Here is an 18,488-nt window from a genome sequence, read left to right as displayed (position 1 = left end):
CGGTTCCGCGGCCGCCAGGGGCAGACCGAGCTCGACCAGCGCTGGACGCGCAAGGTCACGGACGTGCGCAACTGGTTCGTCTTCTCCGCCTCCGAGCGCTGGCGCGAGGGCGACTCGGAGTACGAGCACTACACAGATTCAGGAGGCAAGTCGGGCGGACAGAAGGAGAAACTCGCCTACACCGTGCTTGCCGCCAGCCTCGCCTACCAGTTCGGCCTGGAGTGGGGCGAGCAGCGCTCGCGCTCGTTCCGCTTCGTAGTGATTGACGAGGCGTTTGGCCGCGGCTCGGACGAATCCACGCGCTATGGCCTGGAGCTGTTCAAGAAGCTGAACCTGCAACTCCTAATCGTGACGCCGCTGCAGAAGATCCACGTCATCGAACCGTACGTGGCGAACGTCGGGTTCGTGCACAACGAGGACGGGCGGTGTTCGATGCTGCGGAACCTGAGCATCGAGGAATATCACGCAGAGCGGAAAGCCAGGCGGCTGATCCGGGTATCATGAGCTGGACCACGCCGGAGCAGATCACCGCCGCGGTCGAGAAGCGCTGGCAGCGGGGAGACATCCTCGCGGCGCGGCTGACGGGCGAGCCGCTCTTTCCGCTGAGGCTGCGGCTGCGGCGCCCGAGCGCTCGCGAGATCGCCGAGCGGTTCGGGGACGTGGGCGATTGGGCGCGGGCGTTGAACGCGGTGGAGCGCGAAGCCCGCGGGTTCGGGTTCGAGTTAGAACGCGAGGAGGTGAGGAGCCGCGTGCACGGTGCGAACACCCTCCCGGTCGCCGCGATCATCCCCACGGAAGCCGACGCGCTACGGCTGATCCGCCAGTCCGCCGCGGCGGATCGTTTCCAGGCGCTCGCCGACGCGACACTCCACCGTTATCCCGCGCTCCACGACTGGCTCGCACGTTACCCACTCACGGTGCTCGACCATGCGGCTCATTGGGGCGAGGTACTGGCTGTCCTCGACTGGTTCACCGCCCATCCCCGGCCGGGGCTGTACCTCCGCCAGCTCGACATCCCGGGCGTGGACACGAAATTTATCGAGAGGCATCGGGCGCTGCTGTCGGAACTGCTCGACGTGGTACTCCCGGAAACGGCGGTCGATTACACCGCAGTCGGCGCGCGCGCCTTCAACGAGCGCTACGGCCTGCGTAGCGAGCGGCCGCTTGTCCGTTTCCGCCTACTCGACCCAGCCCTCTACCTGCAGGGACTCTCCGATCTCTCGCTCCCGCCCGAGCAGTTCGCCGCTCTCCGGCTGTCGCTGCGGCGCGTCTTCATCACCGAGAATCGAACCAACGGCCTGGCCTTTCCTGATTGCCCGGATAGCATGGTCGTCTTCGGGCTCGGCTACGGCCTGGAGCGGCTCGCGGAGGTCGGCTGGCTCCGACGTGTCGAGGTGCACTACTGGGGCGACATCGACACCCACGGCTTCGGCATCCTCAACCGGCTACGCGCGAACCTTCCGGAGGCGCGGTCGTTCCTGATGGACCGGGCCACGCTCCACGCGCACCGTGCGCTCTGGGGCCGGGAGCCAGCGGATAGGCGATACACGGGAGATGTCTCGCGCCTCAACGCCGACGAGTGCGCGCTGTTCGAGTATCTACTCGCCGACCGCTGCGGCGACAGGGTGCGGCTGGAGCAGGAGCGGATCGGGTACGGGTGGCTGGAAACGGCTCTCCGGGAGTGCCTATCGATGGAGTAAGCATTCGTATCTCACGTCGTCCATGCTAAGCTCGTCCGACGACCACCAGCGTTCCGGTAGTCATGTTTTATCCGCACGTTCCGAGTAGCTGCTCGTATTCAGAGTCCTGCGCGTCATTGATGCACTCCTCCGCCAGCCGCGCCAACTCGCGGTAGAATTCGCACGCGAGCCTAGAGAGGCCCTGAGCCTCCGAGAGTGCCTGCCCATTTTCTTGGATCTGCACGGGGGGAGGCCGCGGGCTGCCTACCACTCCGGCCTCCGCACCCTTGGTGGCGACTCTGCGGACCACATCGTACAATGTCGTTCGTACGGTATCGAGCACGTCCAGGCCGCGGCATCCGCCCGGGACAGGAGGATCTGTCCACTCGCGTAGCACGCGGAGCCCGGTCTCCCCGTAGCCCGTCGAAACTACCTGGCCCCCGCCTATGGCGCCGATTCACCACAAGCAGGAGCAACTCGAAACCTTTGCCCGGTTTAAGGCGCGAGATGAGCCAGCGATTCTCACGGCTCTCCGCCTGGGCCATCTAGTCACGTTCAGGTCCGGACAGCCGCTGACCGGGTACCGGGAGGCGCGAAGCCTCGCAACGCTGACCACGGACCCCGGCTGGCTCGACCGCTGCCGGGTGCCCAACGAGCAGATGATGCGCGCCCGAGTGTCGGATTGGCTGGACGCACACGGGGCCCCGCGCAGCGCCGAGACCGCCTTCCCGCCATCGAGGAGGTCCGGACCCAGGTGCGGGAACTCCTGCGAAAGCTCGGCGACGACTTTGGCGAGCTTCTCCCGGCCCGGTGTCACGCCCGCAGCCGTTCGGTGCCGTCTCCCTACACGTCGGAGGACGCCGGAAACATGCTGGCTACCCTCGCCCCTGATCAGGGCTGGACAGATTTCGAGGTTCTGACGATGGATGCGGGCGTCGCGCGGCTTGGGGCAGCAGGCGCCTGGCCGCGGATGTAACGTCCGACCGAGCGTCCTTGCCGGGTCTCCGCCTCTAAGAGCGATCAGCTTTTCGGGTGTCCTTTTCAGAGGCCGGTCGCGCCTGAGAGTCCAGCGGCCGGCATCAGACGGCCGGGCACCGCAGGCTGGCTTTCGGGCTGCCGCGCCGGTACTGTTCTGACAATCTTGCGGGTAGTTGATCGAAGGGAAGGCCGCCCCTGAAAGAAACCGGGAACTGCCGTCGCGGGAGACTTCGGCTCCAGAAACCAGCACTGTCGCATGGCAGAGACGCCGAACGTGGACGAGTTGCTTGAGATTGTGCGGAAAGGCGGCCGGATCTGCCCGCGGGCGATGCACTGGACCACACTCTACGAGATGCTGCTAGGCCGTACGAAACTCCCGGACGGCGCTTGGGAGCCTCCGGCCCGCTGATCCTCGCCGCATGGTGGACGAGCACGAACGAAGAAAAGCGCGCTCGAGTCGCGGAGCACATCAGGTACGCTGCCGAGCAGGGCGTTCTCCCGGCAGCGGCCGCGTTCCTCCGCGGCCTTCCGGAATCCGAATGGGTCTATGACCGGGACCGTCCACGGTCCTTCCGTTCGGACGGGACCGCGATCTGATGGAGAGGGAACCTCGCATGATCAAGAACGCCGCACACCTGCTTCCCGGCGACACCAGGGTCGGCGCTGGCCTCCGATAGGAGATCGAAGCAGCGAACTACAGGACGGCCTGGTCCAGGTACTCTGGACGTGCGGGGAAGAGCGGTGCTGGGCCGAACACCCGCTGGGCGCCGGTCTGGTGGTCATTCCCGCCGAGATCGAGCGGCGGGCGCGCATCATCAAGACGGCGCCGGAACTCTCGCCCGGCGACCGGTACATCGGGCACGGTCCGCGCGTGACGGTGGTCCATGTGCGCACGCAGGCCGGGACGACCTCCGTACACGTGTCGGGCGGCGCGACGGGTACACCGGCGCACCCATCAGATCCATGACGGCGTCCTTGTGGAGGCGCGGGTCCCGCCGGCGAGCCGCCTTTCTGGACGTGCTCGGCTCGGCGCTTCCGAGGGGGAGTCGCGTCCACTGTAGGATCTCTGGACGCGCGGCGCGTCGCAGGCTGCCCCGGACGAGGTCGGTTCCTGCAATCCTGAACCTCCGCCTCCCATGCATATCCGGCTCTCCACACTGGGCGAGGTCGACATCACGGTGGACGGCGAAGCTGTCCAGTCACTCCGGCAGCAGCCCACCCGCTGCGGGCTGCTGGTCTACCTCGCCGCGGAGCGGCGCGTCACGCGCGACATCATCCTGGACATGTTCTGGCCCGGGAGCGCCGCGGACCGCGGCCGGAACGTCCTGAACCAGAATCTTCACAGGCTTCGGCAGGCACTGCGGCGCGAATGGATCACGAACAGCGGTGGCGTGCTCACCGTGATGGAAGATGTCATGATCGACGTCGCCGAACTCGAGGAAGCCGTAGGTCGTGCCGACTTCCGCCGCGCAGCCGATCTCTACCGCGGGCCGTTCCTCCACAATTTTCCGCTCCCCCAATCGGCGCACTTCGAGCGATGGGCGAGCATCCGCAGGACCCGTGCGGCGGGACTGCACAGGCGTGCGCGGCGCGGGCTGGTGGAGGCCCATCTCTCGCGCGGCCAGCAGCCCCTAGCCCTCGCGGAAGCACTGGCCTGGTCGGAGGCGGACCCGCTCAAAGACGAGGCGCAGCACTTCGCGATCGAGTTGCTCCACGAGGAGGGCCGGACCGACGAAGCGCTGGCCCGGTTCGAGGAATACAGGACCCGCCTGCGGGACGAGCTGGAGCTCGATCCAATGGACGACCTCCTGCGGCTCGCCGAACGGCTCCGCCTGGAGCACGAGCGGCGCCCCGCGCCCCGGCCCCTCGGCTCCTCCCCCGCCGCAGCCGAACCCCCGGTCCCGTCCCCGCCGCCAGCGGCATCCCCGCTTCACGCGGCCCGACCACGGCTCCGGCGTGGGGTGGGCATAGGGGTCCTGCTGATCGCCCTGGTCGCGACGCTCGGCTGGCTGTACGGGCGACGCGCGATCTCCCCCGCGGCTGACCTGGACCCGAACGTCGTGGCGGTATTCGGGTTCGAGGACGTCGGCACATCCGGCGCGGAATCTCCTCTCGGCCCCGGCCTTACCGACGAACTCGTGCTGCGGCTTAGCCAGATCCCTTCCCTGTCCGTCGTCCCCGTCGGCGGGAGCCGCTCCGGAACCGCCGACGAGCGGGACAGCCTGGCTCATGCGGCAGGCGCGGGGCTCCTGGTGCACGGAAAGGTTCAGCATTCCGGCGGGCGCGTCCGCGTCATCTATCATCTCGCGGAGGCTGGCCGCGGACGCATCATCCAGAGCGGCCGGATCGAGCGGCCCGTCGGTGAGCTGTTCGAGCTGCAGGACGAGGTGTCCGGCGCCCTACTCCGGGCCTTGCGGCAGCGGCTCGGGCGCCTTGCGGAGGAGCGGGAGCTCGCGGCGGCACGGCCGGTCCTGGAAGCCTATCTCCTCGTGCAACGGGCGGATGCATGGGAAGACAGCCTCTGGCATCCTGGGACCCGGGAACTGCGCGTCCGGCCCCGTGCCGCGCTGCTCACGCTCGCCGCCGCGGACTCGCTGTTTGCCCGTGCGGAGAAGCTCGATCCATCGTGGGTCGAGCCGACGATCCGGCGGGGCTGGAACGCCCTTGAACGCGCCCGGCTCGTCGGGAGCGTGGACCGCGCGCGCTACAACGGCATCCTGCTGCAGGCGCTCCGGCACGCGGAGGGCGCCGTCCAGCGGGCCGGGGGGAGCGCGAGGGCGCTGGAACTGCGCGGCACCATTCGCATGCAGGCGGCCCGGATCAACAACCTGGAGCCGGGTTCCGCCGTCACCTTGCGGTCCGCGGAGGCGGACCTCCGGCGCGCGATCGAAATCGATCCGCGGCTGGCATCGGCGCTGGCGACCCTCAGCCGGCTCGAGCTCCTGGAGGGCGACGTGGACGCGTCCGCCGTTCTGGCGAGGCGCGCCCTCCATTCCGACCCGTTCCTGCGGGACGGCCCCGACATCGCCCAGCGGCTGTTCCGGGCCTACCTCGATGCCGAGCAGTTCCGGGCGGCTGAAGACTGGTGCCGCAGGGGGCGCGAGGAATTTCCCTCCGACTGGCGCTTCCTGGAATGCGAGCTGGCGATCGCGGCGTGGGATCCGGAGAGCCGGGTTCGACCCGACTCCGCGTGGTCCCTCGTCGAGACGCTCCGCGGCACCGCCCGGACGGATCATCTGCCGCGGTACCAGCCGTACTACCGTGAGATGCTGTACGCGCGAGTGCTGGCGCGCGCCGGGCTCGGCGACAGCGCTCGCATTGTCCAGCGCCGCATACGTCGCGAGGTCGCCAGCAGCGCCGACCTGTCCCTCGCCTTCGCGTTCGACGCGGCCGCGCTGCACCTGGTCCTCGGTGACACCGCGGGTTCCCTGCGCGAAGTGGAACGCTACCTCGAAGGGAACCCGCAGCATCGTGAGTACGTCTGGAACGACTTCGCGTTTCGCGGACTGAGAAGCCACCCGCGGTTCCAGGCTATCGTCCAAGCGCGAAGAGGGCCTCGCTGAGGAGCGACTCCACTCCGACCACCCGCGCCGTCCCCCCGGTGACGTCGCACGCCTCGCTGCGCGGGTCGTGGCAGAGCGCCGCTACCTCCGTGTCGTTCGCGAAGCTCTCCCACATCAGGTTCGCGACCGGCACGCCGTACTGGGACGCATACCACGGGAAGCAGAACTTTTCGACGGCGCTCATGCTCCAGAACAGCGCGTCGGCGCCGTTCACCTCCACGGGAGTGCTGCCGTCCTCGAAGTGCACCGTCACGCGCGCGACCTTCTTCTTGAGCGTGATCACCTCCAGCGGCTCCGCGGTCACGAACGGGCCGTAGATCCGCTCGTCCGCTTTGGGCACGGGTGGGAGCCGGTTCCCGGTCGCCACGTGCAGTGGCCGGTACGGCGGCTTGGTCTGCATGAGAACCCGCACCCGATCATTTGTCCGATGGCCATCGGCCGCGTGCGCGATCCGCTTCAGCAGGTACGCGTTCTCACCGTGGCCCAGCGTTCCGCGATCCTGCCCCCCGGCCTGCGCCCCCGCTTCCTCCGCCTGCGTCTCCCTCCCACCGCCACCGCTCTCCGGACCCTCGTCCGACCGGGCCTCCGCTCCCCCGATCTCGCCCTGGTTGCTTTCGCGCTCGTCTCTCATAAGATCCTCCCATGATGGGCAGGTGAGTTCCCGTCCGCCGATTGACCGGGAAGGCGGCACATGAATCCGGCTCAAGCCGCTCCAGCGAATCTGGCCGCGCCTCTCCGCCCGGGCAACATCCCGTCCCCTTGCGCCGCTTACACGCTGCAAGTCGCTGTCGGGCAACGCCTTATCGCCCCGTCCTGTGTCGGTTCCCTCCGCCGGTTCACCGGCAGTTGAGCACCGTGTAAGCGCGTCCGGCTACCGTTCGGCCACAGCCCAGGACGGCGGCGCACCGGCGCCGGCGAAGGAAGCGGCGGCAGCTCCGCCGCGGATACCCGAACACGAGAGGCGCGATGACGGAAGAGGAAGACGGCAAGCGGGAGTACGCGCTGCCGGGACCGCAGGTGGAACCTGCCGCGAGCTACTGGCTCGAGTGTCCCGTACCCCGCGTAATCACGCTGGCCGAGCTGACCGCCCGCACGGATGTCCCGGGCACGGCGGACTACTTCCCGCCGTGGACCGAGTCGGTCCGGCGGGACTGTGCGGCGGACGAGTCTCAGGATCTGGCGGAGCTTCGCAGGCTGGCCGGCCTCATCGACGACCCCGACGCGATCGACACCGAGGAACCCTGCCGGGAGCGCCTCCCCATCAGCTACTTCCTGCAGCTGCGCCCGCCCCCGCCGGGCGCTGTCGTGCGGCCGGCCCGGCAGAGCGATCCCCTGATCGAGACCCCGCGAGAGCTCGCGCGCTACTTCGAGGCGGAAACGCCGGGGCTCGCCCACCGGCATGCCCTCTCGTACCTCATGCCGATGACCGACTGGTCTCCGCCGCGCCAGGGCCTCGTCTGGGCCGCGCTGGACGTGGCGATTGAGAGCGCACTGCTCGCGGCGTGGTACTACAAGTGGCGGAGCCCGCGCCCGTTTACGGCCAGGCGCCCGCGGCCCGTCGAAGTCGATCCTTCGATTCCGGTGCTGTACGACCGCGAAGTGGCGTTCGACCTCAAGGGCGAAGTGATCGATGGCTGCGGGCGGGTCTGCCCCCTGCCGTCGCCCGGTACGCCGCGCCACCCCTCGTATCCGTCGGGCCACAGCACGTACGGCGCCGCGGCGAGCGAGCTGCTCTCGTGGTTTTTCCCGGAATGGCGCCGCGATTTCGACGAACTGGCCGACAACTCCGGGCTCGCGCGCCTCTGGGCCGGCATCCACTACCGAACGGATCATGAAGCGGGGATGAGCCTCGGTCGCACGGTCGCGCGGCTCGTGATCGAGCAGATCGTCGCCTCGGGGATCCTGCGCTGTCCCGATCGTACGCCGTGCCAGGAGGCGAGCGGCCGGCGGCCGCCGACCGCGGCCGAACTCGACCGCGAGGCGGCCGGCTTCCGGGAGCGCTGCGGCGCGAACCCCGAACAGCCGCCCTGCGACGGAACGAGGCCTTCCGGATCCGAAGGAGCGCGGCGCGGACGGAGCCCTCAGCAGGGAGCCGTCTGAACGCACTCCGGAATCGCGCCCACGGCCACGCGGCATCCCCGCGCGTCCCGTGGCAGTCATCGCTGAACCGCGGCGTCGGCGCGAAGCGCGCGCCCCTGCGAGCACCCTGAGCCTCCAGATCCACAATGAACACGCAATCGATCTCCACCATCCGGCGCGCCGCGCTCGTTCTCGCGGCGCTCGGGGCTGCACTCTCCACCTCGGGCAGCCCCCTGCGGGCGCAGACCGGGATTTCCTGCCCGGGCGAAAGCTCCCCGCCCGCCGCGGATGCCGCATGCACCGTAGCGCTCGCTGGATCGGAGCCGCTGCAGACGCAGCCCCTCCGGGTCCGGGTCTTCGACCAGGGCCGCCCCGCGGCCGGAGCGATGGTGCGCTTCCGGAGCACATCCGGGGCGCTCCTCCCCGACAGCGTCGTGGCCGATACGGAAGGCTTCGCACAAACGCTGTGGTATCGGGCCGGCGGAGCGGAAGGCGCCGCCGTCGCGGTGGACGCGCGCACGCCCAGCGGCTCGTCGTTCCGGGAGATCCGCCTGACCCGGTCCACTCCCGGCTATGCACTCCGCCAGCATTCGGGGAACTACGAATCCTGGTTCGAGAAGACGCCGCTCCGCCACCCGGTCGTCGTCGAGATCGTCCGCGCGGACGCCGCGGACGACTCGGTCGGGCGGATCACGTCGCCGGAGACCTGCAGCCGGCTGCGGGTCGCGTTCACGCGCATCGGCACGGGCTCGGTGACGCCCGACACCGTGATGGCCGGCGTCGACTCCGCTGAAGTTGGCCAGAATCCGCACCGGCTCGGTTGCTTTGCCCGGGCCAACTGGACTCTGGGCGAGGGTCCCGGACGCCGCCACGCGCGGATGTCGCTGGTCGGCGGCAACTCCGGCCGGAGTTCCGTGCTCTATGAAGCCTACGCTCGAGCCTCCCCCCGGCTGATCGGCGGCATCATGGCCACCCGCAGCCGGAGCTACCTGGGTCCGCAGGCCGGGCCGGAACGCACCATTCGCATCGAGCGCACGCTGCCGGACGGCAGCAAGGCGTCGTTCGACACGACCTTCGCCACCGGCCGCGATACCGTGAAGCAGGTGGATGGCAGCTGGGCGCCTGCGGCCTTCGTCGGCGTCAGCACTCCAATCCGTCCGAAGTGGCACCGGTGGGCCCTGACCTTCGGGGTGGATCCCAGGGCCGTCGATCGGAACTGGTACGCGGGAGTGTCGGTGCTTCGCATCCCCGGGGGCCTGGAAGTCGAGTCGCTCCCGGTGGACATCCACCTGCTCGGGCATTGGGGTCGCGTGGACGTGCTGGAAAATCCCAAGGCCTGCCGGGAGCGCGGGGAGTGCGATACGGAAGACGACGTACGGTGGCAGGGACTGGCGGCCATGCTCAGCGTCGACGCCGGGAGCGTGATCACTGACCTGATCAAGAAGCTCAGCGGTTCGTGACCCGTGCACTCAGGTGAGAAGGCGCGGCAGCCGGGAGCGCTGCCGCGCCTTTCTGCTCGCGCTGCCCCGCGGAGTAGCGTGGGCGCCCAGTTCAGGCCGGGTGAACGGAGGCAGGGGAGTTCCGGGGGCGCGGGCCGCATTGCGGAACCCCGCGGCATGTCTGTGGCAACGGCTTCAACCCAATTGCGCTGCTGCAGCGTCATTTCCGCGAAGACAACGTGCAGAGGTGGGGCAACTCAGATGGGCCTAAACTCATCCTCAAAAACATTGCCCAAAATAGTGCCAAGAATCACGATGCATGGCTGGCGCTGACTGGCGCTGGCTGGCGCCATTTCGATTCAAAATGCGGGTTTCTGGCGCTTGTTGGCGCCCGCTGGCGCTGGGCATCGCTGCCTCGCTCTGCTGATAAGCGTGAGGTCGGCCGTTCGAATCGGCCCAGGCCCATACATACGAGAAGCCCCCGCAACGAGTTCGTTGACGGGGGCTCTCTGTTTTTCCGGAACTCGAGGCCGAACAGTGCGGCTGTTTCGGCGAACAGCTGCGCAGTACCCGGCGCTCGTTGCCGGGCCCTCGGAGGTCCCACTGCGCATGCGGCGGCTCATTACGGACGAATAGCGGCGGGGATGCCGCAGAGCGTGCGGCCCTGCTTGCCGATCCCCTCCGGGAACTCAGTCCCGTGTAAGGCCCGCAGAGCGGAACCGCGGCGCAGCCTGGCGTCCAGGCCGCAGGTGCAGGAGCCAGAGCCGGACACGAATTGGCCGGGTCAGTTCCGGCGGGATCTTGGTCCCGCCGAAAACTTGCGTGTTTAGAGTCCGAAGGGATATTGTCGGGTGCATCTGTTTCCGACTTTTAGTTGACCCAAGCGGCGGCCCGTCCGGAGATCGGGCGGTTCTCGCTTCGGGGACGGCTCCGCGCCGAGGCCGCGAATGCCGGCATCACCGCGGAGGGACGCAACGGTGTGCGGAATTCGCCCGGCCTCATCTCCCCCGGTTTCCTCCCCGCCACGCATGCAGAACGTGAGACCGCCACAGCACGAGCGGCGTGAGCATACGGCGCCCGCGTCGGCGGGGCTGCTCCCGGAAGGCCGAGAGATCGTCCGAAGGATCGAGTGCCTGCACAACACTTCAGCCGTGCCGACACGGTCCGCGCTCCCGCCACTGGCGTGGAGTGCCGCACGGGTGTGTAGCGAGGGACCTTGACCCAACTCGGTGACGCCGGCGGCGTCGGCGTTCAGGAGCGGTATCCGCTCACCCCGCTCCAGCACGGGATGCTCCTCCGGGCTCTGCTGGCGTCCGAGTCGGGCGTCAACGTGCAGCAGGTCGTCTGCCGCTTCCGGGAGCCGCCCGACGCGGAGCGGCTGGAGCGGGCGTGGCGCGGCGTGGTGGCGCGGCACGGCATCCTCCGGACCCGCTTCCGCTGGGAAGATGTCCCGGAGCCCGTCCAGGAAGTGCTCCCCCAGGTCCGGCTGGAGATCGCGCGGCGCGACTGCGCGGGTCTTGCGCCCGCCGACCGGGAAGCGGCGGTGGAGGGCTACCTGGCGGAGGACCGTGCACGCGGTTTCGACCTGGCGGAGGCGTCGGCCATGCGCCTGGCCCTCTTCCACGGGGCGGCGGATGAGCAGGTGCTGGTGTGGAGCGTTCACCACATCCTGCTCGACGGATGGTCCGCCACCCGGGTCCTCGGCGAGGTGTTCGCGCTCTACGACGCCGATGCGGAGGAGGGGGAGGCCGCACTGCCCGTCCCCCGCCCGTTCGGCGAGCACGTGCGATGGCTGCGGGAGCGGGACGGCGCGGCGGACGAGGCGTACTGGACGCGCATCCTCGGCGGCCTCGAAGCGCCGGCGCCCGTGCGGCCGATCCGGAGCGGGCCGCGCGACCCGCGCGCCGAGCCGCACTTCGGCGCGCGCGAGCTCCACCTCTCACCCGCGGCCGACGCCGCGGTCCGCGCCCTGAAGCGCGACCGCGGCGTGCTCGTGAACACCGTAGTCCAAGGGGCGTGGGCGCTCCTGCTGGGGCGCTACACGGGAAGCACCGAGGCGGTGTTCGGGACGGTGCGCCACGGCCGCGCCAGCGGGCTGGAGGGCGCGGAGGAGATGGTGGGGCTGCTCATCAACACCGTCCCCCTTCGCGTTCCCCTCCCGCCCGAAGCGCGCGTCGCCGACTGGCTGGAGGAGGTCGCCGCGCGGAACGCGGCCCTGAGCCCCCACCAGCACGCCGCCCTGCCGGACCTCCAGCGGTGGAGCGGCCTTCCGCAGGGCGCCCCCCTCTTCGACACGTTCGTCAACTACCAGCCGCTGCCGTTCGAAGCCGCGTTCCGGGGAACCGAGGGGCGGAGCGTCAGCGTGCGCGAGCATCCCGGATACCCGCTGGTGCTGGGGGTGGACGCCGAGTCGCCGCTGCGCGCATCCATCCACTACGACGCCGACCTCTTCGACGCCGCGGCCGTGGACCGGATGCTGGGCCACTTCGCCCGCCTGCTGGAGGAGATGGCGGCCGATCCCGAGCGCCCGCTGGGGGCGCTTGACCCGCTGGGCCAGGCGGAGCGCGCGCTCGTGGTGGAGGAGTGGAACCGGACCGCGTCGGAGTACCCGGCGGACCGGTGCATCCACCAGCTCTTCGAGGAGCAGGCGGCGCGCACGCCTATGGCGGTGGCCGTGCGGTTCGAGGAGGAGTTTCTCCACTACGGCGAACTGAACGAGCGTGCGAACCGGCTGGCGCACCACCTTCGCCGGCGCGGGGTGGGCCCCGAGGTCCGGGTGGGGATCTGCCTGGAGCGCAGCCTGGAGATGGTGGTCGGCATCCTGGCGGTGCTGAAGGCAGGCGGCGCCTACGTGCCGCTGGACCCCGGCTATCCGGCCGAGCGCCTGGCCTTCATTCTGGCCGACTCCGCCACTCCGGTGCTGCTCACGCAGGAGAAGCTGCGCGGCCTTCTCCCCGCGCGCGCCGGGACGGAGGTCCTCGTCGTGGACGGCGCGCTGGCGGAGGGCGAGAGCGCCGGGAACCCCGAGAGCGGAGCCACGCCCGACACGCTGGCGTACGTCATCTACACCTCCGGGTCCACCGGCCGTCCGAAGGGGGTGATGAACGCGCACGGCGGCGTCGTGAACCGCCTGTGGTGGATGCAGTCGCAGTTCCGGCTGGGCGGGAGCGACGTGGTGCTGCAGAAGACGCCGTCCAGCTTCGACGTCTCGGTGTGGGAGTTCTTCTGGCCGCTGCAGCAGGGCGCCTGCCTGGTGATGGCCCGGCCGGAGGGGCACCGGGACCCGGCGTACCTGCAGGAGGTGATCGAGCGGCGCCAGGTCACGACGCTGCACTTCGTTCCCTCGATGCTGCAGCAGTTCGTGGAGTCCGCGGCGGTGGAGCGCTGCGCCAGCCTGTCGCGGGTGTTCTGCAGCGGCGAGGCGCTTTCGCCCGCACTCGTGGAGAAGTTCCACGAGCGGTTTCCACCCGGCATCGAGCTGCACAACCTGTACGGCCCCACGGAAGCCGCGGTGGACGTGAGCTGGTGGGCGTGCGAGCGGCAGGGCCCGGTGGATGTCGTTCCGATCGGCCGCCCCATCCTGAACACACGCCTGTACGTGCTGGACGCGGGGCTCCGGCCGGTGCCGGTGGGGGCTCCGGGGGAGCTGTACATCGGCGGGGTCCAGGTGGCGCGCGGCTATCTGAACCGCCCGGCGCTGACCGCGTCGCGCTTCGTTCCCGATCCCCTGGGGCCGGGGGCGGGATCGAGGCTGTATGCTACGGGCGACCGGGCGCGGTGGCGGGCGGACGGCGCAATCGAGTACCTGGGGCGCCTGGACGACCAGGTGAAGATCCGCGGGTTCCGCATAGAGCCGGGGGAGATCGAGGCCGCGCTGCGCCGGCACGACGGGGTGCGCGAGTGCGTGGTGGTGGCGCGCGAGGACCGGCCGGGTGACCGTCGGCTCGTGGCGTACGTGGTAGGGGACGTGGTGACGAGCGCGCTGCGGGCCGACCTGCGCCAGGGCCTGCCGGAGTACATGGTGCCGGGCGCGTTCGTGGTGCTGGAGCAGCTGCCGCTGACCCCGAACGGAAAGCTGGACGTCAGGGCGCTCCCCGCGCCGGAGTACACGGCCGACGCGGACCGATACGTGGCGCCGCGGACGCCGGTGGAAGAGGTGCTGGCGGGAATCTGGGCCGAGGTACTGCGCCTGGAGCGGGTGGGTGTGGAGGAGAACTTCGTCCAGCTGGGCGGGCACTCGCTCCTGGCGACGCGGGTGGTGTCCCAGGTCCGCGCGGTCTTCGGCGTTGAGCTGCCGCCGCGGGCGCTCTTCGAGGGGCGCACGGTGGCGGAGCTGGCCCTGCGCGTGGAGGAGTTGCGGCGCGCGGGGCTGCCGGTGCTGGCGCCGGTGGTGCCGACCGAGCGCACGGGTGCGCTGCCGCTCTCGTTTGCGCAGGAGCGGCTCTGGTTCCTGGATCGCCTGGAGCCGGGGAGCGCCACCTACACCATCCCGGTGGCGTGGCGCCTGGGCGGTGCGTTGGTCCAGCCCGCGCTGGAGCGCGCGCTGGGCGAGATCGTCCGGCGCCACGAATCGCTGCGGACGGTCTTCATGGAGGTGGATGGCTCCCCGGTGCAGGTAATCGCGCCTTTCGCCGGGTTCGCGCTGCCGGCGGAGGAGCTGTCGGGGCTGGGCGAGGCGGATCGCGAGGCGGCGGTCAGGCGGCGCGTCGGCGAGGAGGCGCGGCGGGCGTTCGACCTTGCGGCGGGACCGCTCTTCCGTGCGGCGCTGCTGCGGTTGGATGCCGAGGATCACGTGCTGCTGGTCTCGATGCACCACATCGTCAGCGATGGGTGGAGCATGGGGGTTCTCTTCCGCGAGCTGTCGTCGCTGTACGCGGCGTACCTGGCGGGAGGGCAGTCGCCGCTGGCGGAGCCGGCGGTGCAGTACGCGGACTACGCCGTCTGGCAGCGCGAGCAGCTGAAGGGAGAGGTCCTGGATCGGCAGCTCTCCTACTGGACGGAGCAGCTGGCCGGTGCGCCGGAACTGCTGGAGCTGCCGACGGACCATCCCCGCCCCCCGGTGCGGAGGTACCAGGGCGCGACGGTCCCGGTGAACTTCTCGTCCGAGCTGCTCGAGCGGCTGCAGGCGCTGGGGCGGAGCCAGGGGACGACGCTGTACATGACGCTGCTGTCTGCCTTTCAGGTGCTGCTCTCGAAGCACGCCGGGACCGACGACGTCGTCGTGGGCAGCCCAATCGCCGGGCGCACGCGCGCTGAGGTGGAAGAGCTGATCGGCTTCTTCGTCAACACCCTGGTGCTGCGGACCGACCTTGCCGGCGACCCGAGCTTCCGGGACGTGCTCCGGCGGGTGCGGGAGGTCACGCTGGGCGCGTACGAGCACCAGGACGTGCCCTTCGAACGGCTGGTCGCCGAGCTGCAGCCGGAACGGTCTTTGAGCCACTCGCCGCTTTTCCAGGTGATGTTCACGCTTCAGGACGCCGGGGAGGGGGACGGCGCCCTGCCGGGGCTCCGCGTGAGCGAAGTCGAAGCGGAGCACGAGAGCGCCAAGTTCGATCTTTTGCTCAGCCTTACGGCGACGTCGCGCGGACTGCAGGGAGGGCTGACCTACGGGACCGACCTGTTCGAGCCGGGCACCATCGAGCGCATGGCAGGGCACCTGGAGCGGGTGCTGGAGCAGGCCGCCGCCGATGTGAACGTGCGGCTCTCGCGCCTGGACCTGCTCGGGTGTGCGGAGCGCGCGCTGGTGCTGCAGGAGTGGAACCGGACGGCGGCCGAGTATACCGCGGACCGCTGCATCCACGAACTGTTCGAGGCGCAGGCGGCGCGCACGCCGGGGGCGGTGGCCGTCGTCTTCAACGGAGCGGAGCTGACGTACGCCGAGCTGAATGCGCGGGCGAACCGGCTGGCGCACCACCTTCGCGTGCTCGGCGTGGGGGCGGACGCGCGGGTGGCTCTCTGCGTGGAGCGCGGGGTGGAGATGGTCGTTTCGATGCTGGCCGTGCTCAAGGCCGGCGGAGCGTACGTGCCGCTGGATCCATCGTACCCGGACGAGCGGCTGCGCTACATGCTGGCCGACAGCCGTCCCGCGGTGCTGCTGGCGCCGGGGCCACAGGCGGCGCGGTTCGCGGCGGCCGGTGTGCCGGTGCTCGACCCCGCGAACGAAGCGGCGTGGGCGCATCTCCCCGTCACCGAGCCGCGCCCGGCCGGGCTCTCGCCCGACCACCTCTGCTACGTCATCTACACCTCCGGGAGCACCGGACGTCCCAAGGGCGTCGCGGTGCCGCACCGCGGCCTGGCGAGCCTGCTGGCCGACGTGCAGCGTCGCGCGCCGATCGGCGAGGGCGACGGGTGCAGCGTGTGGACCAGCACCAGCTTCGACGTCTCCGTCTACGAGATCTTCTCCGCGTTGCTGGCCGGCGGGCGGCTCTGCATCCCCCGCAACGAAGTGCGGTTGGAGGCCGGGGCTTTCCTCGACTGGATGGAGGCGCACCAGGTACGCAGCGCCTACCTGCCGCCGTACTTCCTTTCCGAGCTGCGTGAGCGGGTCTCCCGATCGCCCGGGCGAAGCAGGCTGCACCGCCTGCTGGTGGGGGTAGAGCCGATCGCCGAGCCGCTGCTGGCCGAGATACGGCGGAGCGTCCCCGGGCTGCGGATCATCAACGGGTACGGGCCCACGGAGACCACCATCTGCGCCACCCTCCACGACGTTCCCGAGACGGCGCGTGGCGAGCGGGTGACGCCGATCGGCGCGCCGGCGGCCAACACCCGCGTGTTCGTGCTGGACGCGGGAATGCAGCCGGTGCCGATTGGCGTCGTCGGCGAGCTGTACGTGGGCGGCGCCGGGGTGGCGCGCGGATACCTGGACCGCCCGGCACTGAGCGCGGAGCGCTTCGTCCCTGACCCGCTCTCGGGCGAGCCGGGCGCGCGGCTGTACCGAACGGGCGACCGTGCCCGATGGCTGCCGGAGGGGGCGCTGGCGTTCGCCGGCCGCACCGACGCGCAGGTGAAGGTGCGCGGCTACCGCGTAGAGCCCGGCGAGATCGAGGCGCGGCTACTGGAGCATCCGGGGGTGCGCGAGGCCGCCGTCGTGGCGCGAGAAGACGCGCCTGGCGATAAGCGTCTGGTGGCGTACGTGGCGGGCGGCGCGGAGACGGACGCGCTGCGCGCCCACCTGCGCCAGAGCCTGCCAGCGTACATGGTGCCGGGCGCGTTCGTGGTGCTGGATGCGCTGCCGCTGACCCCCAGTGGAAAGCTGGACCGCAAGGCGCTGCCGGCTCCGGATCTCGCGTCGGCGGAGGAGATGTACGTCGCCCCGCGTACGCCCGCCGAGGAGGTGCTGGCGGCGATCTGGGCAGAGGTGCTGCGCCTGCAGCGCGTGGGGGTGCACGACAACTTCTTCGACCTGGGTGGGCACTCGCTGCTCGGCACGCGCGTGGTCTCGCGCATCCGCGCGGTGTTCAGCGTGGAGCTGCCGCTGCGCGCGCTCTTCGAAGTGCCGACAATCGCCGGTATGGCCGTGCGCGTGGAGCAGATGCGGCGCGCCGACCTGCCGGCGCTCCCGGCGGTGGTGCCGGTGGGGCGCACGGCGGCGCTGCCGCTGTCGTACGCGCAGGAGCGCCTCTGGTTCATCGACCAGCTGGAGCCGGGGGGCACCACCTACAACATCCCCATGGCATGGCGCCTGGGCGGAGCGCTGGATGTGGCGGCGCTGGAGCGCGCGCTGGGCGAGATCGTCCGGCGTCACGAGGCGTTGCGGACGATCTTCGCGGAGGTGGATGGCTCGCCGGTGCAGGTGATCGCGCCCGTCGCCGGGTTCCTCCTTCCCGTGGAGGACCTGTCGGATCTGCGCGATGCGGATCGCGAGGCGGCGCTCAGGCAGCGCGCGGACGAGGAGGCGGGGCGGGCGTTCGACCTCTCGGCGGGACCACTCTTCCGGGCGGCGCTGCTGCGGGTGGATGCGGAAGATCACGTGCTGCTGCTCTCGATGCACCACATCGTCAGCGACGGGTGGAGCATGGGGGTTCTCTTCCGGGAGCTGTCGACGCTGTACGGGGCGGACCTGGCGGGAGGGGAGTCGCCGCTGGCGGAGCTGGCGGTGCAGTACGCGGACTATGCCGTGTGGCAGCGCGAGCAGCTGCGGGGCGAGGTGCTGGATCGGCAGCTCTCGTACTGGACGGAGCAGCTGGCGGGCGCGCCGGAGCTGCTGGAGCTCCCGACGGACCGTCCCCGCCCGCCGGTGAGGACGTACGAAGGAGCGACGGTCCCGGTGAACTTCTCCCCCGAGCTGCTGGAGCGGCTGCAGGCGCTGGGTCGGAGCGAGGGCGCGACGCTGTACATGACGCTGCTCGGCGCTTTCCAGGTGCTGCTCTGCAAGTACGCAGGGATCGAGGACGTCGTCGTGGGGAGCCCCGGTGCCGGGCGCACGCGCCGGGAGGTGGAGGAGCAGATCGGCTTTTTCGTCAACACCCTGGTGCTGCGGGCCGACCTCTCCGGCGATCCGAGCTTCCGCGAGGTACAGCAGCGGGTGCGGGAGGTCACGCTGGGTGCGTACGAGCACCAGGATGTGCCCTTCGAACGGCTGGTTGCCGAGCTGCAGCCGGAGCGGTCTTTGAGCCACTCGCCGCTCTTCCAGGTGATGTTCACGCTCCATGACCTCGGCGACGGGCCCGCGAGAAATGCGCTTACGGGGCTGACGGTTGACGAAGTCGATGCGGAGCTCGAGAGCGCCAAGTTCGATCTGTCGCTGGGTC

8 protein-coding genes are annotated in these 18,488 nt (G+C 70.2%); 7 read left to right on the top strand and 1 reads right to left on the bottom strand.

What is annotated here, in order from left to right:
- From VIB55_RS05770 to VIB55_RS05755, 4 genes are all read left to right on the top strand, one after another.
- The coding region (locus tag VIB55_RS05770) for an SbcC/MukB-like Walker B domain-containing protein (protein ID WP_331875714.1) at positions 1-504 on the top strand (504 nt) is incomplete at its 5' end.
- A complete protein-coding gene (locus VIB55_RS05765; protein WP_331875713.1) occupies positions 501-1,700 on the top strand; it encodes a Wadjet anti-phage system protein JetD domain-containing protein in 1,200 nt (399 codons plus the stop codon). The genes VIB55_RS05770 and VIB55_RS05765, both read left to right, overlap by 4 nt.
- A 1,732-nt stretch (positions 1,701-3,432) precedes the next feature.
- Positions 3,433-3,624, top strand: a complete 192-nt coding sequence (locus VIB55_RS05760) for a hypothetical protein (RefSeq protein ID WP_331875712.1) — start codon at positions 3,433-3,435, stop codon at positions 3,622-3,624.
- Between the two features lie 169 nt (positions 3,625-3,793).
- Positions 3,794-6,220, top strand: a complete 2,427-nt coding sequence (locus VIB55_RS05755; RefSeq protein WP_331875711.1) for a BTAD domain-containing putative transcriptional regulator — start codon at positions 3,794-3,796, stop codon at positions 6,218-6,220.
- Here VIB55_RS05755 and VIB55_RS05750 read toward each other — a convergent pair.
- On the bottom strand, positions 6,189-6,851 hold the full coding sequence (locus VIB55_RS05750; RefSeq protein WP_331875710.1) for a hypothetical protein: 663 nt from the start codon (positions 6,849-6,851) through the stop codon (positions 6,189-6,191). The two genes, VIB55_RS05755 and VIB55_RS05750, sit on opposite strands and share 32 nt — an antisense overlap.
- Positions 6,852-7,186: 335 nt before the next feature.
- On the opposite strand from VIB55_RS05750, the gene VIB55_RS05745 reads away from it, so the two are divergent.
- From VIB55_RS05745 to VIB55_RS05735, 3 genes are all read left to right on the top strand, one after another.
- On the top strand, positions 7,187-8,320 hold the full coding sequence (locus VIB55_RS05745) for a phosphatase PAP2 family protein (RefSeq protein WP_331875709.1): 1,134 nt from the start codon (positions 7,187-7,189) through the stop codon (positions 8,318-8,320).
- 413 nt (positions 8,321-8,733) lie between these two features.
- Positions 8,734-9,759 carry a hypothetical protein gene (locus VIB55_RS05740; protein WP_331875708.1) on the top strand — a complete coding sequence of 342 codons (1,026 nt, stop codon included), beginning with the start codon at positions 8,734-8,736 and terminating at the stop codon, positions 9,757-9,759.
- 1,195 nt (positions 9,760-10,954) lie between these two features.
- Positions 10,955-18,488, top strand: a 7,534-nt coding sequence (locus tag VIB55_RS05735; RefSeq protein ID WP_331875707.1) for an amino acid adenylation domain-containing protein, incomplete at its 3' end; no start/stop codon positions are given.

This window comes from Longimicrobium sp. (genome assembly GCF_036554565.1).
Taxonomy (GTDB): Bacteria; Gemmatimonadota; Gemmatimonadetes; order Longimicrobiales; family Longimicrobiaceae; genus Longimicrobium.
The sequence above is the reverse complement of the archived record's forward strand: the minus strand, read 5'-3'. Positions and strand labels throughout refer to the sequence as shown.